The organism is Bradyrhizobium sp. USDA 4011, from assembly GCF_054063415.1.
This window is the reverse complement of the sequence record NZ_JBSSGG010000001.1, coordinates 6,969,265-6,994,315: the sequence shown is the minus strand read 5'-3', so window position 1 is coordinate 6,994,315 and position 25,051 is coordinate 6,969,265. Positions and strand designations below refer to the sequence as shown.

Sequence of the window (25,051 nt, the reverse complement as noted above, 5' to 3'; positions counted from 1 at the left end):
GATCAGGCCCGCACGTTGGTGCCATAGGACATCGCGGATGTGACGCGACGGCCACCGGCCCCGTAAGGCGAGACGTTGGCGATCTGCTCGCGGATCGCCTGCATGATCGCCTCGATCCTGCGGTTGCTGGCATCGATCGCCGCGCGCAGCCGCATCACGTTCTCGTCCATCGCGACCCGAAGCTTCAGGATCCGATCCATCAGCTGCTCGCGCAGCACGCGATCCTGGACGTTGAGGTTGGCGGTCTTGCCGACGGCCTCCGCCACGCACTGCTCGAACAGCGTGGCGAGGCGGTTCTTATCGTCGACCTGCTTCAGCCGCGAGGCCGGCAGGCCCTTGGCGAGCTCGACGTTCTCCTCGTTCACGATCTCGATCAGATTGTCGATCAGAGCGATCAACGACCTGGCGCGCTCGTCATTGCCCGCGGGATTGATCTTGATGTTGCGTTCCGGTGTCATGTCATCGCTCCCGTTCAAGCTAGTGTCCGCGACGCAGGGCGCGAACCGACTGTGCGCTGCGCCCATACGCGGTGATTGCCGTTACCCGGACCGAGGCCCGGTTGATTTCCTGGTCGAGCCGCGCGCACTCGCGCATCAGCAGGTCTCGTAATGTTTCGACGTCGTCGAGCAACGCAGTGAGTTGCGCCCGATCGTTCGGCCGAACCGAGGCCGCCCTCGCCTTCAGCCGCTGAAGCCTGACCAGCAGGCGGTCATTCTTCTTTCCGGTCATCATCGCGACACCGCCGAAATCAGCGTGTCGAACATCTTGTTGACGGTGGTGATGACCTGCGACGCCGCAGAATAGGCCTGCTGCGCCGAGATCATGTTGGAGAACTGACCGCTGGTGTCGGTGGTGCTCGATTCCAGCTCGCTGCCGTAGATCGTGCCGGCGCCGTTGGCCCCCGAGGTCTGCAGCGTGGCGTTGCCGGAGGCTGCCGTCGCGGAGTACAGGCCGTCGCTGGCCGCGCTCAGTCCGTTGGGGTCGCTGAAGGTCGCAACCGCGATCTTGTAGATCGCGATGGTCTGCCCGTTGGAGTAGGTCGCATCGACCACGCCGCCCTTGCCGATCGCGATGCTGCTCAGCTTGCCGTAAGGCAGGCCGTCCGACGTGATGCTCGTGAGGTCGACGGAAGGCATGGCCTGGCCCGACGAATATTGCGTGAGACCGTCGGTCTTGCCGGCCGTGCCGAGATTGAGCGTGATCGCTGTACCATTAGCGGTGGAGCTGTCGGCCGCGCCGTCCTTCCAGCCGGTGATCGAGATGGTCGGCGGGCTCGGCACCGTCGAGGCGAGCGAACCGTCGGGATTGAAGGTGATCGCCACCGTATCGGTGATCGCGTTGGCGCTGGCCGTGCTGGAGTCCGACGCGAGCTTAGGCTGCTCGAAGCTCGCCTGCCAGGCATTATCTGCGGTCTTCTTCCAGTCGATCTGGATCGTGCTCGCCGTACCAAGCGAATCGTAGACCGTCATCGAGCTGTTGAACGTCGCGCCGATGGCAGCATCGGCCGGCAGGTTTGCCGCGACCGTGGTCTTGGTGGTCGCGCTGCCGCTGGTGGAGGCGACCTGCGTGTTGATCGGCCCGAGACTCGCGGCGGAAGCATTGCCGATGATGTTGCCTTGCGCGTCGGTGCGCCAGCCCTCGAGATAGTTTCCGTTGTTGACGAGATAACCCGAGTTGTCGGTGGTGAACGCACCGTTGCGCGTATAGGATGTGGTGCCGCCGGTCGTCGCATTGGTGGTGACGAAGAAACCGCTGCCCTGGATCGCAACGTCGGTGGCGTTGGTGGTCGCGGCGAGCAATCCCTGCTGAGTGATGTTAGCGCGGCCGGACACCGTGACGCCGCCGGATGTGTACGAGGTGGCGCTGTTCGACGCAGTCACCAGATCTTCGAACATCGCCGACGTGGTCTTGTACCCCGTGGTATCGGCGTTCGAGATGTTGTCGGAAATCATTGCCAGCGATTGGCTCTGCGAGTTGAGCGCCGAGATCGCCGAGGAAAGTGCACCAGTAAGACTCATGACAATACTCCGGAAGCAATCAGGACGTGACGCCGATGATGTTGGCGGCGCTGACGGGGACACCGTTCACGAGCAGCGAGGGCGTCGAGCCGGAGGCATCGATCCCGGTCACCGTTCCCGTCATCGTGGTGTAGCTGAGCAGCGAGTTTCCGGCGGAGTCGGTCGCGGTCACCTGGATCGTGTACTGGCCGCCGTTGCTGAGCTGAGTGCCGTTCGTGGTCTGGCCGTTCCAGGTGAAGGTGTTGGAGCCGGCATTGCCGGTCCCCTTGCCGCTCCACACCGTGTTGCCCGAGGAGTCCTGGATCGCGATCGCGACGTTGGAAGCGGCCGAGGTGAGCGAGTAGCCGAAGGTCGCGGAGCCGTTGGTCAGCTCCGCCGTGTTGGTCTTCGCCTCGACGGTGTGGCCGATATAGTTGACCGAGTTGAGCGTCACGAGGCTCGAGAACGAGCTCGCGAGCGACGTCATGCTGGCGTTGGTCGACTGCTGCTCGGTGAAGTTGGCGTACGAGGTGAGCTGATTGATGAAGTCGGTCGTGCTGGTGGCGTTCAGCGGATCCTGGTTTTGCAGTTCGCTGACCAGCAGGTTGAGGAAATCGGTCGAGCTCATCCCCATCGACGCGCCGCTTGACGAACTCGACGACGAGCTCGAGGCGGCGGAGGCTGCAGCAGAGGTTGCCGAGGAAACGGTCATGACAAGGCTCTCTTCGTCGCGGGCTAGGCGACGGAACGCGGTGAAACATTGGGATCGTGATGTCGTTCGCAGATAGAACGGACGACGCGGCGATTTCAGGCGCGGATTCATCCGCTCGGAATCACTTGATTAATCGGCAGAATTTGCCGTGTCGGTCGCGGCCCGGAGGCGCGCAAATGCGCGCGCAAGCCGACCCGCCGCGGAAGGGCGCGGAGTGTTGCAAAAGGAATTGCGGAGAGATTAGCGCGAGAGGCTGATCGGCAGATCCGGCTCGGCGAGCATCAGTGCCTGCGGCGCCAGCGCGGGCAACAGGCAGAGGGCCAGCAGCAGCGCCGGCAGCACCTTGCCTTGCTGCGCGGCATCGCCTGGAGCTTGGGCATCGTTCGGCTGCTCCTCAGACGGGGCCGGCTCCGGAGCCGCCACTTCGGGCAGTTCGTCCTGGGGCAGTTTCGCCGCCACGGTGACGATGCGGTCGACCAGACCCTTGGGTGCACGAACCGGCGGCGCCGTGAGCGCCCGGCGCACCGCGCTCGCCTGCTCATAGAGCGTCCGCGCCTCAGCCGAGGATGCGAGCAGCTGGACCGCGGCAAGACGTTGATCATCGGGCCAGCGGGACAGATCCTCCCCCAGCCGGTCGATCAGGTCTTCGAATGTCGCAACGTCCATCCCGCGCGCAGATCCAGCCTCGTCGCCAAGGCTGTCATAAAGCATTCGCGGGACGGCGGAAATCAATTTCCGCCGCCGTAGCGTCAGGTCCAGCATGGTGCTCACCGAGCGGCCTTTTTCCCCAACAGGACGCCCGCCCGAGCGCCCTGCCCCCTCCCGGCGAAACGGGGTTCGCCGGCCGATTCGCCCGCTCAGCGGCCGGCTGCTGATTCGAGCGTCTTCTCGAGTGTCCTGGCTTTGGCGGCCTTGCCGGCGGTCGCCTCGACGAACTTCCAGGCGTCGCGGAGTTCCGTCAGGCTGGCAATGATGCGCCGGAAATTCTCCCTGGCGTGCGGCCGGCCGTAGGAGCGCAGGCACGCCATGATCAGCGCGTTGTAGGTCCGGAACAGGCGATCGGCCATCGCGCCGCCGCGGGTGACGTCGAGATGGTGGCTCAGGCCGCGCAGGATCGCGGTCGCCCGCGTCAGATAGGTATGCCCTTCCTCGAAGCGCTTCGCCTCGTGCGCATCCAGCGCCTTCTGAAGCAACGTGATGGCGCCATCGCACAGCATCACCACCGCCTTCAGCGGCGGGACCGCCACCGCGGCGGATCGATAGGCATTGTTGGCAAGGTAGGCCGTAGCATTCTGGGTCATTATTTACTCGATGATGCGTTCAGGAGGGCACTCAGGTAGCCCAGCGTGTTGTTGGCCGTTTCGATGGCAGCCTGATAGTTGGCGTATTGCGTTTGCAGCTGCGTCTGGTAGGTCGCCGCGTCGCTCTGGATGGTGTTGACTTGGGTCTGCATGTCGTCGTCGGTGGACTGCAGGTTGCTGATCAGCGTCTGCAACGACCCGGAGCTCGCGGAACTGGTCTGTGCGATCTGGTAGATCTGCGACGCAAGACCGGAGGTCGAGGTCACCTTGATCGATTGCGACGTCGAGCCGGTATAGTTGAAGGCCATCCCGGCATAGATCGTCCCGGCATTGCCGATGATCGTGTTGCCGACGACCGAAAAGCCGGAACTGTCGCCGCCGACGGAGGCCCCGCTCAGCGTGCCAGACGAGTCCACGGTCAGGTCGAGCGTGAACGATCGCGGTGATGTGCCCGTGTTGACCACGCTGAGCTGACTGGACGACGTCGTCGTCTGCGCCGACAACAGCGAAGTCACGCCGGCGAGATTCTGCGTCAGCACGGTCGACAGCGTGCCGTTATTGAGCTGCAGCTCGTTGTTCTGGTTGAATGACAGGCCGAGATCGGCCATCGTCATGCTGCCGACGGACCCGCTCAGCACCTGCTGCAGCTGGGTCATGATGTCCCGCATCGTGCTGTCGCCGAACAGCACCGCGCTCGACGACGCCGTGCCGTCGGAATTCTGCGCGGACTGCGCGATGACCTGGTCGCGAAACGCGTTGTAGTTCGTCACGAAAGTCTGCAGCGCCGACGTGATCTGGCTGGTATCGGTCTGGATGCTGATATTCAGACTGGTGCCGCTCGGCGTCGGCTGCAACAGGTCGAAGGTGACGCCGGACAGAACGTCGGAAATATCGTTGGTGTTGCGAGTCAGCGAGATACCGTCGAGCGTGAATTGCGCTGCTTGCGATTTCTGGAGCACATTCGTGAACGCCCCAGTCGTGTCGGTGACGCCAAGCTTGTTCAGGATGTCGTCGCCCGAGGTCGACGAATAGGTGATGTCGGCAGCGTCCTGGGTCCCCGTCAACACCATCTCGTAAGACCCGCTCGACACCTGAACGATCGACGCCTGCACATTGGTGGTCGAGCTCTGCGCATTGATGGTGTCGACGATGTCCTGCATCGACATGCCGCTGGTGATTGTGATCGCCGAGCTGTTGCCGCCGGCCAGACCCAGCGAAAACGTGCCTGCGAGGCCCAGCGCGGTGGACGAGCTCGACTGCGAGGAGCCGATCACCTTCTGCGCAGTCGCGAGCTGGCTGATCTGAAGAGTGTGATCGCCGGTTGGCGAGCCACTGTTGACGCTCATGTTGAGCGCGGAGGAAGCGCTGACGTCGCCGGTCGACGAGATCGTTGCCGAGCGTGTGGCGAACGCGTTGGTGGCAAGCGGGTTGACGATCGACGTGCTCAGCGACTCCAGCCCGGTGGCCAGCGTCGAGAGCTCTGTCTGCAAGCTCGTATAGGCCGTGACCTTGGCCTGGTTTGCCGTGATCTTCGTGGTAATCGATGTTGCCTGCGCCAGCTTGGCGTTGACTTCGGCCTGGATCAGCTCGGACCAGTTGATGCTGCTCGAGTTGGTCGTGCCGGTGGTCGTCACGGTGCTCGCCGAACTCGGCGAGGTGGCCGTTCCCGAAGTCGCGCCGCTTACAGTCATGTCAACACGTCCACCGCAACAGGGATCGGGCCGGCCTCAGGCCGGCCCGATCAGTCTTCAATTAGCCGAGCAGCTTCAGCAGATACTGCGGCATCTGGTTCGCCGCGGTTTCGGCCGAGACCGCAGCCTGGGTCTTCACTTCGGCCGAAGACAGCGTCGCCTGCTCGGCGGCGATATCGACGTCCTTGATCGCCGAGTTGGCCGACTGCAGGTTCTGGGTCTGGGTCGAGATCGAGTCCGCGCTGAAGTTGAAGCGGGATTCCTGGGCGCCGATGTCGGCACGGGCGGCCGACACGCTGTCGATCGCGGTGTCGAGCGCCGACAGGGCGCTGGTGGCGCCGGACAGGGTGGAGACGTCGAGCGAGGTCACGCCCAAGGAGGACGCGGTCAGGCTCGTGAGCGTGATCGTGATGGTGTCGGTCGCGGTCGAGCCGACCAGCACGGCGACGCCCGACGAGAACACGCTCGAGCCATCGAGCAGGCTCTGGCTGCTGTAGCGGGTGCCGGTGGCGATCGAGTCGATTTCGCCCTTGAGCTGCGTGAATTCCGAGTTGATATAGGCGCGGCTGGAGTCGGTCACGGTGCCCGAGGCGGACTCCGAGGACAGCGACTTCATGCGGGCGAGAATGTCGGAGATGTTGGACGCGCCGCCGTCGGCGGTCTGCAGGATCGAGGTCGCCTGCGAAGCGTTGGTCGCGGCCTGCTGCAGGGTGGTGATGTCGGAAGAGATGCGGGTCGAGATCGCGAGACCGGCGGCGTCGTCGGACGCCGAGGTGATGCGCGAGCCGCTCGACAGCTTCGACAGCGCGCTGCTTTCCTGCATGGAGTTGATGTTGAGGTAACGGACCGCGGAGTTGGCTGCTGTGTTGGTGGAAATTGCGGGCATGAGTAGCTCCTGTGCTGATGGGGCATGGCATGCCGCATCGTGAAAGTGAGAGGTGACGCGGATCCAGCCCCCGTCCGCCCGATCAAACGGGTCGGCGGTCGGTGGTCAGGCGCGAAATCTTCAGAAGCTGGAATTTATGGTTAGCAGTCGGTAAACGCGCCGCGCAGGTCACGCTCGTGCCGCTTGAGCATTTCGCGCAGCTGTTGCCGCCCGCGCTTCAACAGCGATTCGACTGCGGCGACCGTCGTATCCATCACCTCGGCGATCTCGCCGTTGCTCATGTTCTCGTGATAGGAGAGGATCACCGCGACGCGCTGCTGCTCGGGCAGCCGCTGCATCGCGACCTCCAGAAGATTGCCGATCTCGTTGCGCTCGATGACGGTAGAGGCATCGAGCTGGGTGTCGGCCACTTCGGGCACGACATCGACATTCTCGGTGCGCGGCTTGCGGCGCAGGTCGATGCAGCGGTTGCTGACGACGCGATACAGCCAGGTCGAGAACTTGGCGCGACCATGCTGCCAGCGGCCGCGATGCGTCCACACCTTCAGCATGGTGTCCTGCACCACGTCCTCGGCGTCGGCGGCGTTGCCGACGATGCGCAGCGCGATCGCGTAGGCGCGATCGACATGACGTTCGACGAGAGCGCGGAACGCCGCCTCGTCGCCGGCGGCGAGACGGTCGAGCAATTCCTTGTCTTCGTCCTGGATCTCGACGGTGTCGAGCGGACCCACATCCGCGACCGTGGGGACTTCGCTCCAGGGGGCAGCCGCTTCGACCGGCGCGACCGCGGCCGTCGAGGCCTCGATCTCGGCCGCTGCCGTCATATCAAGCGCGTAACTCATGCCCCGCTCTCCAACCCGCGCCGCTGGCACACATCCCATGCGGCTTCTGAGCGTTGAACGAAGGGGTCAAGCAAACCAGGCGAAGTTTTTTCGTTATTTTTCAAATGCTTAGCTGGATGTTTTTGCCGACCGCCCGGCAAAAGCTGCCGCCGCGCTGGCGCGCAGGCAAAAGTTCGACGGGATTTGGAGCAGTCGTTCAGCATCGCCTCGCATTCCCGCGGGAGAGATCGTCGCGCCGGAAAACGCTGTTGTCACATCGACTAACGCTACGCGAACACGTGCATGCGCGGAGCATGCGAGTGATCCATTGCCGCGTGGTCGTCATCTTGCATTCGACGATTGCGACTAGGCAAATTTTTCCGAATCACTGTTTCGACGTTATCGGATTTTTTGAATCTGTCAGTCGCGAAGCGCGCGTTTTCGAATCCCGCATCGACTTTTTTGAACCGACGCGCCTGATTTGTCTCATGCGCGCGTTGAACGCATGAGGACTGGCGGGAATCTTGCGCATGATGATCGTGACGGTCGACGCGACGCGTCGAGCGCAGAATGTTTCTGCATGTTCATTCGATGTTTTCGATACATTTCTGTTGCGCGCCTGCACGACGCCAGATGGCGTATTTGAAAGGGTTTTTCAGCTTTCTCGCATTGCTGAAAACTTTCCAAGTATGTCCAACATTTTCGTTCAGCATCGAATCCAGGCGGAGACGCGCGCGCGCAAGCTGGCGTTGGAGCGCAACGGCTCCACTGAAGTAAGCATCGACGACATCTATAAATACTTTCCGTTCAGGCTGTTCGGCCTGAACCGCGATGCGTTGCAGGATCTCGCACGGACCGAGTTCGAAGCCGAGATTGCGTTGTGCCGCGTCAATCCGGAAATGCTCGAGCAATATCTGGACATGAAGCGCGGCAATCTTCGCGTCGGCTTCATCTCCGACACCTATTGGAGCACCGAGCAGCTCGCGCAGCTGTTGCGGACCTGCAGCCCCGGGCTGACCTGGGATTTCCTGTATGCGTCCTGCGATCACGGCAGCAGCAAGAGCGAAGCGCTGTTCGAGACCTATCTCGCCCAGCAAGGCATCGATGCGGCAAGCTCGTTCCATATCGGCGACAACCACAACGCCGACATCAAGGGCGCGCGCCGTCACGGCATCCGCCCGCGCTACTATCCGCAGGCCAGCGCAGCGCTGGCGTCCAAGTTTCAGCGTGAAACGGCGATCTTCGAGCTGCTGTGCCCCGATCAGCCGTCGCGGCTCGATGACGGCGCCCGCACGTTGCGACGCGCGGTGACGGCACGTAGCGCAGAGCATTCTCCCGCTTTCAACCTCGGTGTGACCGTGCTCGGTCCGGTGATGGCGGCGTTCGACGCCTTCATCGAAGCACAGCGCGCTGCGCTGGCGCGCGAGGGCGCGCGCGTTGCGATCGGATTTCTCGGCCGCGACGGTTTGCTGCCCTATCGCGTCTGGCAGGCAAGCCATGGCGAGACCGGCGCCTATGTCGAGGTCAATCGCCGTGTCAGCCTGGTCGGATCCGCCGATACGCTCGAACCTCTCAGTGAGCTGCTGAGCCGGGTCGTCAAGATCGACGCGGCCACCTTTGTCGATATCGTCAAGGTGCAGCCTCCAGCGGTGATGAAGTTCTTCGCGCAATATCCCGACGGCATTGCGAGCGGCCGCGAACTCGCCGACGCCCTGCCCGATCTGATGGACCCGCGCGAGATCACCGACATCGCTGCCGGTGTCCGCACGCGCCTGCTCGCTTATCTTCGGGCGAAGATCGCGGATTTCGATGGCTGCACCGACCTCATCCTCGTCGATCTCGGCTATTCCGCCAGCGTGCAGAAGTCGCTGCGGCGGATCTTCGATCGCGAAGGCATTCGCATCCGCTTGCATGGCGCCTACCTGCTGACGCTTGACGATGCCTTCGATGACATCGCCGACACCGACACCGCGGAAGGCCTGATCTCGGATCGCATCGTCACGCCGCACGTCAAGCGCATGCTGATCCGCAACGTCGCATTGCTGGAGCAGCTTTGCTGTTCCGATCAAGGATCGGCGCGCGATTATCGCGGCGGAGAGGTGTTGCGCGAGGGCGATCAGCGCCCGGCCACGCAACTGGCGCTGGCGAACGAGGTGCAGTCCGGGACGCTGGCCTATGCGTCGCGCGCCCGCGAGCTGGCACCGCACTATGCATTGCAGCCCGACGCCGATCCCGTCGTTGCGGCACGCTGGGCCGCCGCCGTGCTCGGGCGCCTGCTGCTGCTGCCCGACGACGATGAACTCGTGCTGCTCGGCGGCATCAAGCATGACGTCAACCTCGGCACCCAGGCGCTCGCGCCGCTGCTCGACGCCGGCTTCATCAATGATTGCATCGTCGCCCGCGGCCTCTCGACCGCATGCACGGCGCCGGCGCCGCCGATGTGGCTGGCCGGCAGCTTTGCCGCATTGTCGCCGTCGCACGCCTATCTCTACACATTGTTCGGCGCCAATCGCCTGCCCGCGAACGTGTTCGGCGAGGCGCAATGCGGGACGCTGCAAGTCGGCCTGTTCGGGCCGGACGGCCAGGCGTCGCTGGAAGCCGTCAGCGTCTATCATACCGGGCTCGGCGACCTCCGCCTGCGGATTCCATTGTCGCGCCGCATGGCGGTCGCGACCATCGCGCTGCCACTGGCAAAGCTCACCCGCGCCGGGATGCTCCACGGCATCACGGTCCAGTACGGCGAGAGCGCCGCGAAGGCGGCGGAGAGTTCGAACGTGAAGGCGATCGCCGAGGGACGGCTGATCGATGCCGGCCTCGAGCGGAGCGGCCGTCAGTTCCGTGCCACCACCGAGGACGGCATGCTGCTGATCCCGGTCGACGGCTTCGAGGACGATGTTGCGATCTACACCGTCGCGCTGACCGCCCTCGACCATGACCGCATCCTGGCGGTCGAGGACCGCGACGGTAACCGGGCCCCCTCGGCCACGCTGAGCTGGCGCGGCGCCAACAGTGCGCAGGCAACCAATGGCAAATGATTTGTCCGCCTGATCTGGCCGCCCCGCTCGTAGAAGGTTAACGAGGGGTAGTGCGGGCATGATTTCGGCTGACACGGTGCAAGCGGACGACTTGCAGACGAATTTCGACCAATTGCTGGCGGCGAACGGCGTCCGGATGAGCGCCACGCAGCGCCGGCGGCTCGCATGGCTGTCCGAACGGCTCGGACGCGCGACCATCCACCAGGCCGGTTCCGTGCCGGGGCGGGACCATGGCGTCATCATCCTCGTCGAGCCGCCGAGCGGCCCCGCCGCCGAAATGCTCTATCGGGCGCTTCGCGCCGATTGTGCGGTCGTTGTCCCCTTCGGCGAAAATCCCGCGTTCGATTTCCTGAAGTCCAAGCTGACCGACTTCGGGACGATCGGGCCGAGCTTCGATGGCCCGCACGAGATGTGGTGGGGCGGCCTCAACTGGCGCCCGATCGCCCCCGCGGAAGGCTCCCGCTCCGACTCAGCGCTGCGCGTGGTCTCCTGCTATCCCCGCGCCTGCGGCGAGGATCATGCCCGCGCGCTCCGCGAGAAGCTGGCCGAATTCGAGATCGCCTGCGACATCGTGCCGATCGACACCGCTGATGGCGAGCACATGCGCGCGTCCGAGAAGTCTGCCTTCATGCTGCGGATGTGGCAGGAGCACCGCGAGCCGCTGCTCTTCGTCGAGGCCGATGCGACGCTCAGCGAACCGCCATTGCTGCCGTCGTCCCTCGCATGCGACATTGCGCTCCACAAGTGGAACCGGTGGGAGATGTCGGCGCGCACTTTGTATCTCGGCCGCACCCCGGCCGCCGAAGCGCTGCTGCGCAACTGGCATCACATCGCGACCGCCTATCCCGCGGTCTGGGAGGGCTACCTGCTCGACCAGGCCTGGAGCCTGACGTCGTCGCAAATGGCGCTCGACACCGCCTGGCTGCCACGCTCGTACCATGCGCCCGCCGAAGACGCCGGCACGCCCCGCCACACCACAATCGTCCACGATCTGCCGACCGATAACAGCGACCTTGGGCCCGATGCCGAATTCGGCGTCACGATGCGGGCCGCGCGGCGCGCCAGCCGCAGCGGCGGCCGCGACGCCATGATCGTGATCAGGTCGCAGGTAGCCTCGAACAACGCGATCACCGTGATCATGCGCGATATCGCGACCAGCGACGCACGCGAAATGGCTGCCAGCATCGAGGCTGTCACCGGCGCGTTCGCCGCCGATTGCGGAGGGTTCGGCCGGCTCGAACTCGCGCTCTGCCCCTGGCAGGACGATATCCGCGCGGCAAAATCGGCAGCCGCCGGCGCGAACAACCGGATCATCGAGATTGCGCCCTGGCAGGCATTGCCGGCCGATCTGTTCCGCTCCGTGGGTCAGTCCCGCGATGCCGGCAGCGTCCTCGTCATGGCCGGGCAGCGCGGCTGATCAACAGTACAATAACCAGGCAAGAGAAGGACATCGACATCATGAAGACCATCATCCTTCTCACCGGCGTCGCCAACCAGCAATTCGCGCTCACCGAGCTGTTGAAGGCGCACAATCCGGCGCTATCGTTCCGCTGCGCGGTGACGGCCGAGGACCTCGCGGCGATCGAGCCCGAGGTGTTGCACGAGGCCCGGCTGCTGGCGTTCACCACCAGCGTCATCGTGCCTGAAAGCATCCTGGCGGCGCTCGGCCATGGCGCCTACAATTTCCACCCCGGCCCGCCGCAATATCCCGGCTGGGCGCCGGCGCATTTCGCGCTCTATGACGGTGCCCGCACGTTCGGCGCGACCGCGCATGTGATGGCCGCGCGGGTCGATTCCGGTCCGATCGTCGGGGTCGAGTCCTTCATCATTCCCGACAAGATCAGCGTGCGCGGGCTCGAGCAGATTGCCTATGTGCGGCTTGCCCATCTGTTCTGGCGGATGTCGCGCGAACTCGCCCGCGATCCCTCACCGCTGCAGGAACTGGAGATCGCCTGGTGCGGCATCAAGAGCACCCGCCAAATGTACCGCGACATGTGCGAGCTTCCCGCCGGCATCAGTGCCGGCGAGCTGGCCCGCCGAATCCGCGCCTTCCACGACGACTTCCGCGCTATCCCGCTAACCATCTCCGTGCACGGCATCCGCTTCCAGCTGGCGACGACCGCCATGCAGACACCCGAGGCACCGCAGGTGGCATCGCCGCCGCTCGCGGCGGCGTCTTGAAGGGCGACGAGACCAGGTTGAAGCGTCATCACGCTTGATCCTTTCGGAACGCCGCTTCGCACTTCTCCGGGTCATGCTCTAATGCCGCCAGGGTTCACCCTGTGGATCGGCAAGCATCCCGTTCAGGAGCGCTTCGGCCCGATGCAGCAGCGGCTTCGTTCCACTGCTCGATGCAATCGCAATTGCCGCGCGCAATTTGTGCAGAATGGAAGTCCTGTCGTTCTCATTAGACGCCGGCGACACCGCCGCCTCTCCGAACAACGCCTCGGCCTCCAGACCGGAAAAGCCCTGCTGCCGCGCGGTATTTCGCGCCTCTCGCAGCATGTTCAAGGCGGTTGGCGCATCGCCGAGCCGGCTCAGAGCCAGTGCCAGATAGATCGAGGTACGCAGCACGATCGAGGTATAGCTCACCGACCTGGCTACCTCTCGGGCTTCGACGAGCGTAGCCCGCGCGTCAGCGAGACGTCCCTGTTCCAGATAGGCAATACCAAGATGGCAGGTGATGACAGGCACGAAGAGGCGAATTCCATATTTTTGCGTAATGGCAAAAGCGTCCTCCAGAACCGCCGCTGCTTCGCCAGGATTACCCCGGCCGAGCGCCAGACAACCACCGCTGTAGCCGGCGCCAACGCGATCAAACGGCCTGTTGCTCTCATTGGCGATTGCCGTGGCGCGCTGATGAAACTCGGCCCCCATATCAATCTCTCCCAAGGTGGTGTGGGTCACGCTTTTCATCATGCAGCACAGCAGCTCCAGGGTTTTCGGCGTCGTCCCGGGCGGCGCGCTGGCATCCGGCCCGGATAGGCGGAGGCAAGCCTGTCCCAGCATTTGCTCCGCGTCACGATAGCGCCCGGCAATGAAATAGGCCTGGCCCAGGCTGTACTGAGCCAGGTTGAGCCAACCCGGATTGCCCCACTCTCCCGCCAGACGGGCAACCTCCTCGCCGGTTTCGATCGCCTCGACCGGGGTGCCGTAGAAGTTCTGCGCCCCCGACCTGACCGCCATCGCCGCGACCTTCCGCCCGATATCGTCGATCGCGTTGGCGCGCTCCTCCGCGTCTCTTCCGAGATCGAACCATTCGGCGACCTTGCCTGCGCTCATGAAGGCCGTGCGCGCCTCGATGCGAAGGTCGACCGCATCCGCTTCGCGCGAGCGAGCGAACGGCGTCTTGTCGAGTGCGGTCATCGCGATCTCAAAGTAGTTGGCTGCGTCGGCAAATGCCGATCGTGCCAGGCTCTTCCGCGCGGCAGTTCTGCCGTAGCTGAAAGCTTTCTGCCAGTCCTTCGCTCGCATTGCGTGATAGCAGAGCCTGCTGGGCTCATCATGCGAGCTTCCATTGCCCTCCAACGTCGCAAGAATGCGTGCGTGGACGCCTTCACGCACTTTTTCGACCATCGAGTCGTAGATGACCTGGCGGACCATTTCGTGCGGAAACTCGAGCACTCGATCCGGCTCGATATCGATCTTCACCAGAAACTCCGAGCGGTCGAGAACCGCCAGGCAGCGCTGCAGCACGGGCTCAGGGAGGCCGGACGCCTCGCGCAAGATAACTTCCGTCGAGCGTGGGCCTAGCGCTGCCGCGATCTGCAACAGGGAGCGCTCCTCCCTCGATACCCGATCCAGACGCGCTGCGATGACTCCCTGGATACTGCTCGGGATACCAAGCTCGCCGACCGGACGCGCCAGCGCCAGATCGCCCCAATGCCCCCGCAGAATCCCGCTGTCCTTGAGACCCCGGCAGACCTCTTCAATGAAGAGTGGCACGCTGGCCGTATGAAGCACGACGCGGCTCTTCAGATCGGCCATGTTCGCGGACCGCCCCAAGATATCGTCCAGCATTTCCCGTCCGGCATCCTCGGCGAGCGACCGCAACGCGGCGATCTCGGCGTTGCAGCGCGCGATCCAGTCCGGAATGCCGTTGGGTCTGCTGGTCAACAACACCAGAAGGCTAGGTATCTGTAGCGACGCGAGCGCAGCGACAACGGCCTCGCTGGCGCGATCGATCCAGTGCAGATCCTCGACGAGGATCACCGTGCGCTGGCGGACGACTAGGCCCTCGAGAATCGCGCAGCTCGCGTCGCTGATCGCGCGGCCGCGCGCGTGTGGCTCCAGCTCGCCCCACTCTGGGTCCGATATCGGACGATCCAGCACCGCATTGATGGCGGAACGCGCTATCCCGGTCAGATCCGTCGGAGGCTCGGTCTGGATATCGGCGTCCGCCGCAGTCCCTTCGAGCATCGACAGCATGAGCGCCTTCAGCGCGCTGAACGGTGCACCTTGAAGATTCGGACTGCACTCTGCGTGGACCGGACGCCAGCCCTCGCGCTTGAGCTCGTCGACAAACTCATGCACGAGCCGCGACTTTCCGATGCCGGGATCGCCAATCAAGAGCGCCGTCCGCCGGCTCGCCCCGGCATTTTGAGCCAGCTGCCTGAGCAACCCGGTCTCGTCCACGCGGTTGACAAACCGTGCAACGCTTCGCGCCCTGCGTACCCGCCAACTGGAGACATTGGTTGCGCCGGTCACACGGTAGATCGGCACAGGATCGCTGAACCCTTTGAGTCGTTTGCGACCCAAATAGTCGAACTGGACATTGCCATCGGCGAGATGCTGACAAGCCTCGGACGCGTAGATCTGATTCGGTCCGGCGACCGCTTCGAGGCGCGCCGCAAGATGCTGCGCTGCCCCTCCGATCTCATAGACCTTGGAATATTCGCTGGCGACCATGTAGGTCACCACGCGCCCCGAATGGAGCCCCACCCGAACCTGGAGCGCCGGATCGCCCAAGCCCCCGATACGTCGGACGAGTTCGATCGCGGCATGGCAAGCAAGCGGCGCGTGGTTGTCGTCAGCAATCGGGGCACCAAATACCGCGGCGAGCCCATCCCCCAATTCCTTGCTGACGATGCCGCCAAACTGGCGCACTGCGCCGCGCATGGCAGCCAGGGCCGGCTCCAGGCGGGAGACCGCCTCTTCCGGATCCAGGTCCGCTACGAGCCCCGTGGAATCGACCACGTCGGCGCGAAGGATGGTTACAAATCGCTGTTCACTGTCGGGATCGAGGCGCTTTGCTACGGCGGCACCGCATTGGGCGCACCAATTGTCGTCCGCTCCGATCGTCGATTGGCATGCGAAGCAAAGCATTCCTGCTCTCAAAGGCTGCTGCGGTCTCGCCAACTCAGCATCCCGGTGAGCAGCTTAGAGTAGAGATTACCCATCGGGGCATGCTTATCAATCCGGACGTGTTGTCCGTCTGCCTCCGCGTCAACGCGAGAGGTTGCTAAACTGGACGAGATACAGTCTTGAGTGGTAGGTCGAAGCGCGAGAAATCAGACGGCGCGACTTGAGCCGTACGACCGATTTCGTTCGACGTCCCCGCGTTGCATAACTTATGTATAGCCAGAGCAAGCTAAAGTTGTAATGAAAGGGAAATCCTAATGGGCGGAAGAGTATACAATAACCAGCAATTCAAAGATCATATCAACGCGCATTACTATCCTTTGCAGAACATGGTCAAAAGCGTCGCTATACTTAAGGCGTCGGATCTTATCGACATCGAGACGCTGGAATATGGCCAATACCAGCCGATCCTGTCGCCCAGGCACCAGTGGCCGGGCGGGAGCGGCAAGCTGTGGCAGAAGGAGATGGGCAAGGCGCGCCTGGACCTCGCCACTCAAGCGAACACCGCAGCCCTCTCCAAGGACGAGGCCGGCGTCGTGCCGCTGACGAAATGCGCGCTGCTGGATGCCGCCGTCCGCAAATGCTTCAACTCCGAACCGCCGATCCCGATGAAGATCGACGTGAAGGAGAAAGACAAGAATGCGCCGAACGCCGATCGGCATGACATTCTGCTGACCTGGGAACACGCCAATGGCGACAATCAGCCGCCGACGCTCCTCCTGCTGACGATGGTCTGCCCGGCCTGATCCCGGATCACAGGCGGCACTTTCCGCACGACGGTATTGCACCCCGCGCGGCTGCCTGATGGCAGCCGCATCAGCCTTGGCGTGCCGGCGGTGCCCTGGTGATCTATGACGCGGGGCGGCGCTGCTGCAACAGCGCCCTGACCGCACGCTCCGCGGCGCGAGCGGAGCCGAAATAGTCGCCGTCGAGACCATCGAAGGCGCGATCCGAGGAGAAGAAGCAGAAGCCTCGGGCGTCGCTGACAACGATACCCGCGGATCGATCCGATACTTCGATGACGTAAGCTTGGGAGCTTTGGCCTGGGGACACGCGTGCTCGATCGCCGGATGACGGCGCTCCTGTCTGATTGTCGGGTGCTTGGGATTTCTCTTAAGCGATCAACAACAGACGCCGGTCGCCGCCGAGACGCAGCGATGCGGCATGCGGCTTCGCATGTCGCACATCAAGCTGCAGTGGTGATGTCTCATGGCGGCGGCCTTGAACAACGCGGGATATCGCGCATCAATATCCGGCCGAACCGCGCGGCGGTCAATGAAATGACCGACCAAAGATGATCGCCCGGCGCGATGCCTCATTCGCGCCGGCCTGGAAAACAGCACAGTTTTGGTAATGACGGTTGCGGTCCGCCGAATTGGCCGACCTCGGCCGGGCACCATGCGTCCTGGTGGCCGGCCGCGATCGCTCAGGGCAGGATCGGCGGGTGATAGGTGAAGGTCGCCATCAGGATCGCGGCCAGCAGCATCACGATCGGGAAGTGGATGAAGAATTGCACCGACGTATACCCGATCAGATCCTTCGACTTCAGGCCGAGGATGCCGAGCAGCGGCAGCATCCAGAACGGGTTGATGAAGTTCGGCAGCGTCTCGGCGATGTTGTAGACCATCACCGTCCAGCCAAGATGCGCGCCAATATCGTTGGCCGCCTTCATGATATAGGGCGCCTCGATGATCCACTTGCCGCCGGCCGACGGCACGAAGAAGCCGAGCAGCGCCGAATAGAACCCGACCAGGAATGAGAACACGGTGGAATTGCTGGAGGCGCCGACGAACCAGTGCGCGATCGTGTCCGACAACGTCGTGCCGCTGCTGTTCGGCACCTTGGTCAGGATCTGCGCGATGCCGGCATAGAACGGAAACTGCAGCAGTACGCCGGAGACACTCGGCATCGCTTTCGAGAAGGACTCGATCAGGCTGCGCGGCCGCCAGTGCAGCACGATGCCGAGAATGAGGAAGACGAAATTGTAGGTGTTGAGCCCCGACAGCGTGATCAGCGGATTGCCCGACTGGAACGTCTGCCACAGCCAACCGGCGGCAAGCAGGGCGATCAGGATCGTCAGCAGCGGACTGAATTCCAGCCAGTCGCCCGGACGAGCCGGCTTCCTGGTCTCGATGCGATCGTCGCCGAGCGCAACGCCGAGATCTTCCGCCGTCTTCGCCTGCTCGGGTGCTGGCGTCGTGAAATAGCAGATCGCCGCCGACACGACGCTCACCATCGCGACGGTGACCATGTTCTGCCAGGTCAGAATGGTTTCCGAGAAGCCGATCACGCCGGTGATCGGCAGAAGCGATGCCGGAATGCTGCCGGCATTGGCCTGGAGCTGCGCGGCGGACGACGTGATGCCGAGGGTGAAGCCGCAACCGAGCCCGAGATAGCCGGCCGCGCCGGCTGCGCGATAATCGAGCCGGATATCCGTGCGCCGCGCGATCTCCCGCACCAGGAGGCCGGAGAAGATCAGGCTCAAGCCCCAGTTCAGCAGCGAGAGAAAGATGCTCAGCATCCCAACGAACATCACCGCGCCGCGCCCGGTCTTCGGCACGCTCGCGAGCCGCGCCAGCACGGCCGCAACCGGCGGAGACATCGCCACGACATAACCGCCGATCGCAACCAGGGCCATCTGCATCGTGAAGGGAATCAGATTCCAGAAGCCGTCGCCAAAGGCGCGGCTGACGGCGAGCGGCGAACCGCCATGCAGGATCGCGCCTGCAGCAACCGCGATTACGGCGATCAGGACGAAGACATACGCATCCGGAAACCAGCGCTCGGCGAACGCCACCAGGGCCTGCGAAAAACGCGCCATGATGTTATCAGCGACAGGCTTTCGCAGGCTCACGGTTTGGTCGTGCGTTGCATTCGTCATCAATCTGATCCTCTTCCGGTGATGCGGTTAGCCTTCAATCGTGATTGGTCATCAAAGCGCGAGCGTGAGGTCGGTGAGCGGCACGGCCTGGCAGGCGAAGCACTGCCCCCCGCTCCCGTCGACCGGGCCGAGATGGGTGAATTCCCCATCGACCACCTCGACCGCGCAGCTTTCGCACTGGCCGACACGGCAGCCGCTCGGCAGCGCGACGCCCGCGGCACTTGCGGCGTCGAGCAGCGTCCCCTGCTCCGGTCCCCAGGAAAAGCTCTGCTTGCTGCCCGCAAGCCGGATGGTTCGCGGCGCAAGGTCGCTTGGCACCGACGGCGGCGAGACGAAGCTTTCGGCGAAGATATCGAACCGCGGGATACCGAGCGCCACTGCAGCCTCGATCTGCGCCGCGACGAAATCCGGCGAGCCGCAGATGTAGACCAGCGGCCGGCGCGCCAACAGCGGCTTGACCTGTTCGAGATCGAGCCGCCCCTTGCGCAACGACTGCGAAGCGACCGGATCCCGCGCGAGCGGTGCGGAATAGAACGTCACCCGCGTCAGCCCCGGCGTGCTGGCTTCCAGTTCCGCCAGCCGTTGCGCGAACGGATGCTCGCGGCTGCTGCGGCAGCCGTGGAGCAGCAGGACGTCGGCGACGCGATCTTGTGGCGCTGTGTGTTGCAGCGTCTCGATATGGCTGATGAACGGCGTGATGCCGATGCCGGCAGCGAGGAAGACCAGCGGCCGCGGTCCCTTCAATGGCGGCGTGAAGATGCCGCCCGGCGGCTCTAGCAGAACCTGGTCTCCAACGGCAAGACCATGCAGACGATCCGGCATGAAGAACGGCGCATCGCCGCCCCGCGCTTCGCCGAGGAAACGTCCTTTCACCGCAATCGATAGCGCTTGCGGCAGGTTGCCCGATCCGGTCAGCGAGTAGGCCCGCGTCTCCGCTGTGCCCGGCAGCGAGATCATCACATGCTGGCCCGGCAGGAAGTCGGGCAGCGGACCGCCGTCAAGCGGCAGCAGGCCGAGGGCGATGACGTTATCGGCTTCGACCCTGCGCTCGCCAACCACGAACCGCCGCTGGCCGCTCCAGACGCCGCGGCTGGCCACGCCGTCGCGCCTGATATCGCAGACGATCGCACGCAGCGGGACGGAGCCGCTGACCGGGTCGCGCGCATCGTCGTGCAGCACCGCGTTGATGTTGCGCGTGAGGGCGCCTGCCGCAGCCGAGCGATCGCGGCCGAGCGGCGGACAATCCTCCCACCAGCCGAACTCGGCGACGACGACCCGCGCGTCGAGCGCCGCATTGAGGCGCACCTTCAGGCGCACGGCACCGCCTTGCGTTTCCACCACGGCCCAGTCGCCCTCTACCAATCCGCGCCGCTCGGCGAGCCGCGGGCTGATCTCGACGGCCGGATCGGGCGACTTTCGCCGCAGCGAGGCGACATGCCGCCACGAGGAGTGAATGAACCAGCCGCTCTTGGCGGTGGAGAGCACGAGCGGAAAGCGTTCGTCTGCCGCTGCCGTGAGCGGGCTGCCGACCGGTTCGACATGATCGGGCAACGGGTCATGCCCGTGTCCCAGCATCAGTTCCGAATAGATCTCGACACGGCGTGTCGGCGTCGCAAAGCCCGCAGCCGTTCCGTCCTCGCGCGTGACGGCGTATTTTTCATTGCGGAAGACCTGCGGGAAGCGACGTCCTTCCGGATGTTCGCGCAGATCCTCGATACCAATCCCGAGCGGCGCCAGCTGATAATTCCAGCCGGCCTTGATGTCTCCGCCGAAGAACAAGCTCCCCATGCCGAGCTTGAGCGCAAGCGCGGCGGCGATCTCGTAATCGGCCTTCACTGCACCGATCGGCTCGACCATGCGCGGGCGAAACTGCACGGTCTCGACGGCTTGCTGCGTGATCTCGAACCCGATCTTGAGCGCGTCGCGCTCCCACGGCGTGCTGGCCGGCAGGACGAAGTCGGCGCTCTCCGCGGTCGGGTTCATGAACATGTCGATATGAACCTGGAATTCCAGCGCCTTCAGCGCCGCACGGTTGCGTTCGGAATGGCCCTGCGAGACGACGAAGTTGGTGCCGAAGGCGACCAGCGCGCGCACGCGGTAAGGTTCGCCCTCGAGCACGGCGCGGCTGAAATCGCGCGCCGTGATCCAGCCCTTCGCGGGCGGGCCGAGCGGCAGTTCGGCAAGGCCCAGCGCCTTGGCCTGCTGCTCCGGCGAAAGGATGTTGTAGTCGTTGAGAGGACGTGTCGGCGGCGGCACCGGCCAGCGGTTGCCGCCGGGCCGATCGCATGCGCCGGTCAGCGCATAGAGCGACGCGATCGCGCGCTCGATCGCGGTGGCGTTGGTGTGCTGACCGACCCCGGTCCAGGAGTGATAGGCGAGCCGCGGCCGGGCGGCTAGCAGCGCATTGAATGCGTCGATATCCTCGACGCACAACCAGGTCAGTTCCGCCACGCGCGCCGGCGTATAGGGCGCGGCGCGCTCGGCCAGCAATTCCAACGCGGTTGCCGCCGAAATCATCCGGCCGTCGCGTGCACGGATCGACAGCGCGCCGCGAAGCCGGCCGCCGCGCTCCGGCGCGTATCGGGTGTCGCAAGCCACCGGCGACCCCGACGCATCGAGACGCACGAAAGCCTCAGGCGTGCCATCCGCCCACAACGCGTCGGCGCGCAGGAAGCGTCCGGTCGCGCGATCGACCAGCAGCGATCCATTGGTCCACCCGTCGACGAAATCCGCATCGAAGCTGCCGGTCGCGATGAGATGACGGATCGCGCCCATCGCAAGCGCTCCATCGGCGCCGGGGCGAATGCGCAACCAGAGATCGGCCTGCTGACCCGATCCGTTCGGCTTGGGATCGACGACGACGACCTTGGCGCCGCGCCGCCGCGCGTCAGCGATCCGCGTCGCCTGGGCGAGCCAGGTGCGGGCGGGATTGTGGCCCCACAACATGATCGCATCGGCATTGTCGTAATCGGGAAAGCCGATGCCGCGACCGAAGGTCAGCGCGTGCGCATAGTCCTTGTGCCAGCCGCAGATCTCGACCGCGTAGATCAGGTTGGGACTGCCAAAGCCGCGGATGAAGCGCTCGACCCACTCAAAGCTGTCGACCATCGGCGTGCCGCTCGGCGTGGTGACGCCGAACGCCACCGCCTCGGCGCCGCTCTCGGCGCGGATCCTGCCGAGCCGGTCGGCGATCTCGGTCAAAGCCTCGTCCCAGGACACCTCGATCCAGCCCGGATCGGCTCCATCGCGCGGCCGGGTCCGTTTGAGCGGCACGGTCAGACGGCGCGGGCTGGCGACGATTTCAGGGGCGGCACGGCCCTTGGCGCAGAGCGCGCCACCGGTCGGGTGGTTATTAAGCACCTCTACGCCGACAACGCGTCCGTCCTCGACCACGGTGACAGCCCCGCAGCGCGAGCGACAAAGCGTGCAATAGCCGGGTAGCCGCTGTTTCACCGCCGTCTCATGTTCAAGTCAACCACTGTGACGCATTTTTGTAATGCGTTACACATTTACGTCATACGCTACCGGCCGCGTCAAGGCTAAGTAATAATCAGGGACGAATCGGAGCTCCCGGGCGAGAGGCACCCATGGACCAGAATTTGCGCGAAAAGGTGCTGCAGCGGGTGCGCGCCGAGATCATTTCCGGGCAGAGCCCCCCCGGCACGATGTATTCGGTGCCGTCACTCGCGGCGAGCCTTGGCGTCTCCTCGACGCCGGTGCGCGAAGCGCTGCTCGAGCTCAGCCGCGGCGGCTTGGTCGAGCCGATGCGCAACCGCGGCTTCAAGGTCGTGGAGCCGTCGCTGACCGAGCTGCGTAATTTGTTCGACATGCGCGAGGTGCTGGAGTTGCACGCCGCCATGCTGGTCGCCGCCAATCCTCCAAAGGATCTACCAGTCGTGCGCGGCTGGGCCGACCAGATCGCCAAGGCCGTCGAGACCGACGACGTCCAGCTCTATCTGGAAGCCGATCGCAACTATCATCGCGAGTTCATCGCAGCCGCCGGCAACGAGCTCTTGACCGACATGGTGATGGGCCTGCGCGACAAGATGCGGCTCTACGGCATCAGCTCACGCGCCGGCCTCGAGCGGCAGCAGGCCTCGGTGCCCGAGCACTACCGGCTGATCGAGCTCGCGCTCGCCGGCGAGACCGAGGCGCTGCCGAACCTGCTTCGCAGCCACATTCGCTCATGGGAGCCGATCTTCGTCGAGGCATTGATGCGCTCGAAAGAATACGCGCGCGAGCCGCTGCGACAGGCGCGCGGGTAACGCGCGGAGCGAAGTAGACAGCCGGCCGCGGTGACCGGCTAGTCCAGAATGCTTTTGTAGTGCTCCGAAAAGACATCGCGGCCGATGATCAGCCGCATCACTTCGGAGCTTCCCGCCAGGATCCGATTGACGCGCGCGTCGGTGAACATGCGGCTGATCGGATACTCATCCATATAGCCTGCGCCGCCGTGCAGCTGGACGCCGAGATCAAGCATCTTCCACTCGACTTCCGATGACATCATCTTGGCCTTGGCGCCCATATTGCTGGTCAGGCGCCCCGCATTGTGTTCGGCCACGCAGTGATCGACATAGACCTGCACGAGATCGATTTCGGCATCCATTTCCGCCATGCGGAACTGGGTGTTTTGCTGTTCGGCCAGCGGCCTGCCGAACAGCTTGCGATCCATCACGTATGCGCGTGTAATGTCGAAGGCCTTGCGGCCATTGGCGATTGACCCGACCGCGGAGATCAGCCGCTCCTCGGCAAGGCCCTCCATCAGATAGTAGAAGCCCCTGCCCGCTTCTCCCAGCACGTTGGCCTTGGGCACCTTGACGTTCTGGAAGAACAGTTCGGCGGTGTCCTGCGCCGGCATGCCCATCTTCTTGAGATTGCGGCCACGCTCGAAGCCTTCCATGCCGCGCTCGACGATCAGCAGCACCATGGCGTGCTTCTTCTCGGTGCCTGCGAGCCTGGCGGCCACGATCACGACGTCGGAATTGATGCCGTTGGAGATATAGGTCTTCGAGCCGTTGAGCAGGAAATGGTCGCCCTTGTCCTCCGCCGTCGTCCGCATGCCCGCGAGGTCCGAGCCCGCGCCGGGCTCGGTCATCGCGATGGCCAGGATCGTCTCGCCGCTGACGCATTTCGGCAGGAAGCGGTCGCGCTGCTCCTCAGTGCCGAAGCGCTTGAAATAGGAGCCGACCAGGCGGCTGTGCAGCGTGTTGAACCAGCCCTTGCAGCCGGAGCGCGCGGTCTCCTCGATGATGATCTGCTCATAGCGGAAGTCCTCGTCGCCCATCCCGCCATACTTTTCCTCGGGCCAGATCATCAGGAAGCCGAGATCGCCGGCCTTCTTGAACGCGCTGCGGTCGACGATGCCGGCCTCCCGCCACGCCTCCATATGGGGCGAGATCTCGCTCGCGAGGAATTTGCGGTAGGCGTCGCGGAAGATGACCTGGTCTTCGGTAAAGCTGCGCATCATTCACCCAATAGCGCTCTCAAGCGGCGCGGAAACCGGCCGGCGCGCGGCGCGGCACGCACAAAAAAAATCGGAGCGCCGGTCTGCTTCAATTAAAACCGGCGCTCCGTCATTGAAACAAGCGACGCCTTACTTGCCCTTCCAGTTCGGCGCGCGTTTTTCTGCGAAGGCAGCAGCGCCCTCGCGGGCATCTTCGGACACGAAGACCGGAGCGACGATCTCCTGCTGCTTCTTCCACATCTGGTCTTCCGGCCAGAGCCGGGATTCGACGATCACCTGCTTGGATGCCTTGACGGCGAGCGGGCCATTGGCACCGATCGCGGCTGCAAGCTCGAGCGCGGCGTCGAGGGCGGGGCCATCGGTCACGCGATTGATGATGCCGAGCTCGTAAGCGCGCTGTGCGCCGAAGAACTCGCCTGTCAATGCGAACTCCATCGCCACGCGGAACGGCATCTGGCGCGGCATGCGGATCAGCCCACCGGCCGCAGCAGCCAGCCCGCGCTTCACCTCGGGGATGCCGAACTTGGCGTTGCGGTTGGCGACGATCATGTCGCAGGACAGCGCGATCTCCATCCCGCCGGCGAGCGCGTAGCCGTCGACGGCCGCAATCAACGGCTTCTTCGGCGGCGCCTCGGTGAGGCCGGCGAAGCCGCGGCCGGGAATCGACGGCCGCTCGCCCTTCAGGAATCCCTTGAGGTCCATGCCCGAGCAGAACGTGCCGCCGGCGCCGGTGATGATGCCGACGCTGAGGGCATCGTCGGCGTCGAGTCGGTCGATCGCTGCGGCCACGCCCTTGGAGAGGGCGAGGTTGGCAGCGTTCTTGGCTTCCGGCCGGTTCAACGTGATGATCAGTATGGGTCCGCGGACTTCAGTGAGGACCGGAGTTTCTTCGGACATCGCTT

At 64.3% G+C, this 25,051-nt stretch carries 21 protein-coding genes; 7 read left to right on the top strand and 14 right to left on the bottom strand.

The genetic code is table 11. The features are described 5' to 3' along the window. Positions 1 to 2 precede the first annotated feature (2 nt). The 9 genes from ACVW1C_RS32870 to ACVW1C_RS32830 form a co-directional block, all read right to left on the bottom strand. Positions 3 to 458, bottom strand: a complete 456-nt coding sequence (locus ACVW1C_RS32870) for a flagellar protein FlgN (RefSeq protein WP_456761815.1) — start codon at positions 456 to 458, stop codon at positions 3 to 5. 19 nt (positions 459 to 477) lie between these two features. Further along, complete coding sequence (locus ACVW1C_RS32865; protein WP_456761814.1) at positions 478 to 729, bottom strand: hypothetical protein; 252 nt, start codon at positions 727 to 729, stop codon at positions 478 to 480. After that, positions 729 to 2,018: a flagellar hook protein FlgE gene (gene flgE / locus ACVW1C_RS32860; protein WP_456761813.1), complete on the bottom strand. Its 1,290-nt coding sequence runs from the start codon at positions 2,016 to 2,018 to the stop codon at positions 729 to 731. Before flgE ends, ACVW1C_RS32865 begins: the two co-directional genes overlap by 1 nt. Before the next feature lie 19 nt (positions 2,019 to 2,037). Beyond that, positions 2,038 to 2,709 (bottom strand): flagellar hook assembly protein FlgD, encoded by a 672-nt coding sequence (locus tag ACVW1C_RS32855; RefSeq protein ID WP_456761812.1) that lies wholly within the window; start codon positions 2,707 to 2,709, stop codon positions 2,038 to 2,040. A gap of 240 nt (positions 2,710 to 2,949) precedes the next feature. After that, complete coding sequence (locus ACVW1C_RS32850) at positions 2,950 to 3,471, bottom strand: hypothetical protein (protein WP_456761811.1); 522 nt, start codon at positions 3,469 to 3,471, stop codon at positions 2,950 to 2,952. A 95-nt stretch (positions 3,472 to 3,566) separates the two neighbouring features. Further along, on the bottom strand, positions 3,567 to 4,010 hold the full coding sequence (locus ACVW1C_RS32845) for a flagellar export chaperone FliS (RefSeq protein WP_456761810.1): 444 nt from the start codon (positions 4,008 to 4,010) through the stop codon (positions 3,567 to 3,569). Next, on the bottom strand, positions 4,010 to 5,701 hold the full coding sequence (gene fliD / locus ACVW1C_RS32840; protein ID WP_456761809.1) for a flagellar filament capping protein FliD: 1,692 nt from the start codon (positions 5,699 to 5,701) through the stop codon (positions 4,010 to 4,012). The genes ACVW1C_RS32845 and fliD overlap by 1 nt, the downstream gene beginning before the upstream one ends. Before the next feature lie 61 nt (positions 5,702 to 5,762). Next, on the bottom strand, positions 5,763 to 6,587 hold the full coding sequence (locus tag ACVW1C_RS32835) for a flagellin (RefSeq protein WP_456761808.1): 825 nt from the start codon (positions 6,585 to 6,587) through the stop codon (positions 5,763 to 5,765). Positions 6,588 to 6,727: 140 nt separating this feature from the next. Continuing rightward, complete coding sequence (locus ACVW1C_RS32830; protein WP_456761807.1) at positions 6,728 to 7,429, bottom strand: RNA polymerase sigma factor; 702 nt, start codon at positions 7,427 to 7,429, stop codon at positions 6,728 to 6,730. 53 nt (positions 7,430 to 7,482) lie between these two features. Here ACVW1C_RS32830 and ACVW1C_RS32825 point away from each other — a divergent pair, with 53 nt between their 5' ends. The 4 genes from ACVW1C_RS32825 to ACVW1C_RS32810 all read left to right on the top strand — a co-directional run bounded on the left by ACVW1C_RS32825 (position 7,483) and on the right by ACVW1C_RS32810 (position 12,624). Further along, positions 7,483 to 7,917 carry a hypothetical protein gene (locus ACVW1C_RS32825; protein WP_456761806.1) on the top strand — a complete coding sequence of 145 codons (435 nt, stop codon included), beginning with the start codon at positions 7,483 to 7,485 and terminating at the stop codon, positions 7,915 to 7,917. A 180-nt stretch (positions 7,918 to 8,097) separates the two neighbouring features. Continuing rightward, the gene (locus tag ACVW1C_RS32820; protein ID WP_456761805.1) at positions 8,098 to 10,443 is read left to right on the top strand and encodes a hypothetical protein; all 2,346 of its coding nucleotides are present in this window, start codon (positions 8,098 to 8,100) and stop codon (positions 10,441 to 10,443) included. Positions 10,444 to 10,501: 58 nt separating this feature from the next. Further along, on the top strand, positions 10,502 to 11,860 hold the full coding sequence (locus ACVW1C_RS32815; protein ID WP_456761804.1) for a hypothetical protein: 1,359 nt from the start codon (positions 10,502 to 10,504) through the stop codon (positions 11,858 to 11,860). Positions 11,861 to 11,898: 38 nt separating this feature from the next. Continuing rightward, the gene (locus ACVW1C_RS32810) at positions 11,899 to 12,624 is read left to right on the top strand and encodes a formyltransferase family protein (protein WP_456763234.1); all 726 of its coding nucleotides are present in this window, start codon (positions 11,899 to 11,901) and stop codon (positions 12,622 to 12,624) included. 78 nt (positions 12,625 to 12,702) lie between these two features. Here ACVW1C_RS32810 and ACVW1C_RS32805 read toward each other — a convergent pair whose 3' ends face one another. Next, positions 12,703 to 15,768 carry an ATP-binding protein gene (locus ACVW1C_RS32805; protein ID WP_456761803.1) on the bottom strand — a complete coding sequence of 1,022 codons (3,066 nt, stop codon included), beginning with the start codon at positions 15,766 to 15,768 and terminating at the stop codon, positions 12,703 to 12,705. A gap of 293 nt (positions 15,769 to 16,061) precedes the next feature. Here ACVW1C_RS32805 and ACVW1C_RS32800 point away from each other — a divergent pair, with 293 nt between their 5' ends. Further along, positions 16,062 to 16,550, top strand: coding sequence for a hypothetical protein (locus ACVW1C_RS32800; RefSeq protein WP_456761802.1), 489 nt, complete (start codon positions 16,062 to 16,064; stop codon positions 16,548 to 16,550). 324 nt (positions 16,551 to 16,874) lie between these two features. Continuing rightward, complete coding sequence (locus tag ACVW1C_RS32795; protein WP_456761801.1) at positions 16,875 to 17,102, top strand: hypothetical protein; 228 nt, start codon at positions 16,875 to 16,877, stop codon at positions 17,100 to 17,102. Positions 17,103 to 17,230: 128 nt separating this feature from the next. Here ACVW1C_RS32795 and ACVW1C_RS32790 read toward each other — a convergent pair whose 3' ends face one another. Further along, positions 17,231 to 18,625 carry a short-chain fatty acid transporter gene (locus tag ACVW1C_RS32790; protein WP_456761800.1) on the bottom strand — a complete coding sequence of 465 codons (1,395 nt, stop codon included), beginning with the start codon at positions 18,623 to 18,625 and terminating at the stop codon, positions 17,231 to 17,233. Positions 18,626 to 18,736: 111 nt separating this feature from the next. Next, the gene (locus tag ACVW1C_RS32785; protein ID WP_456761799.1) at positions 18,737 to 22,138 is read right to left on the bottom strand and encodes a molybdopterin-dependent oxidoreductase; all 3,402 of its coding nucleotides are present in this window, start codon (positions 22,136 to 22,138) and stop codon (positions 18,737 to 18,739) included. Between the two features lie 134 nt (positions 22,139 to 22,272). Between ACVW1C_RS32785 and ACVW1C_RS32780 the strand changes: the two genes are divergently transcribed. Then, positions 22,273 to 22,950 carry a GntR family transcriptional regulator gene (locus tag ACVW1C_RS32780; protein WP_456761798.1) on the top strand — a complete coding sequence of 226 codons (678 nt, stop codon included), beginning with the start codon at positions 22,273 to 22,275 and terminating at the stop codon, positions 22,948 to 22,950. 38 nt (positions 22,951 to 22,988) lie between these two features. Here the strand turns inward: ACVW1C_RS32780 and ACVW1C_RS32775 are convergent, their stop codons facing one another. Both ACVW1C_RS32775 and ACVW1C_RS32770 read right to left on the bottom strand, forming a co-directional pair. Beyond that, on the bottom strand, positions 22,989 to 24,149 hold the full coding sequence (locus ACVW1C_RS32775; protein ID WP_456761797.1) for an acyl-CoA dehydrogenase family protein: 1,161 nt from the start codon (positions 24,147 to 24,149) through the stop codon (positions 22,989 to 22,991). Between the two features lie 129 nt (positions 24,150 to 24,278). Continuing rightward, positions 24,279 to 25,046 carry a crotonase/enoyl-CoA hydratase family protein gene (locus ACVW1C_RS32770; RefSeq protein ID WP_212310333.1) on the bottom strand — a complete coding sequence of 256 codons (768 nt, stop codon included), beginning with the start codon at positions 25,044 to 25,046 and terminating at the stop codon, positions 24,279 to 24,281. Positions 25,047 to 25,051: the final 5 nt, after the last annotated feature.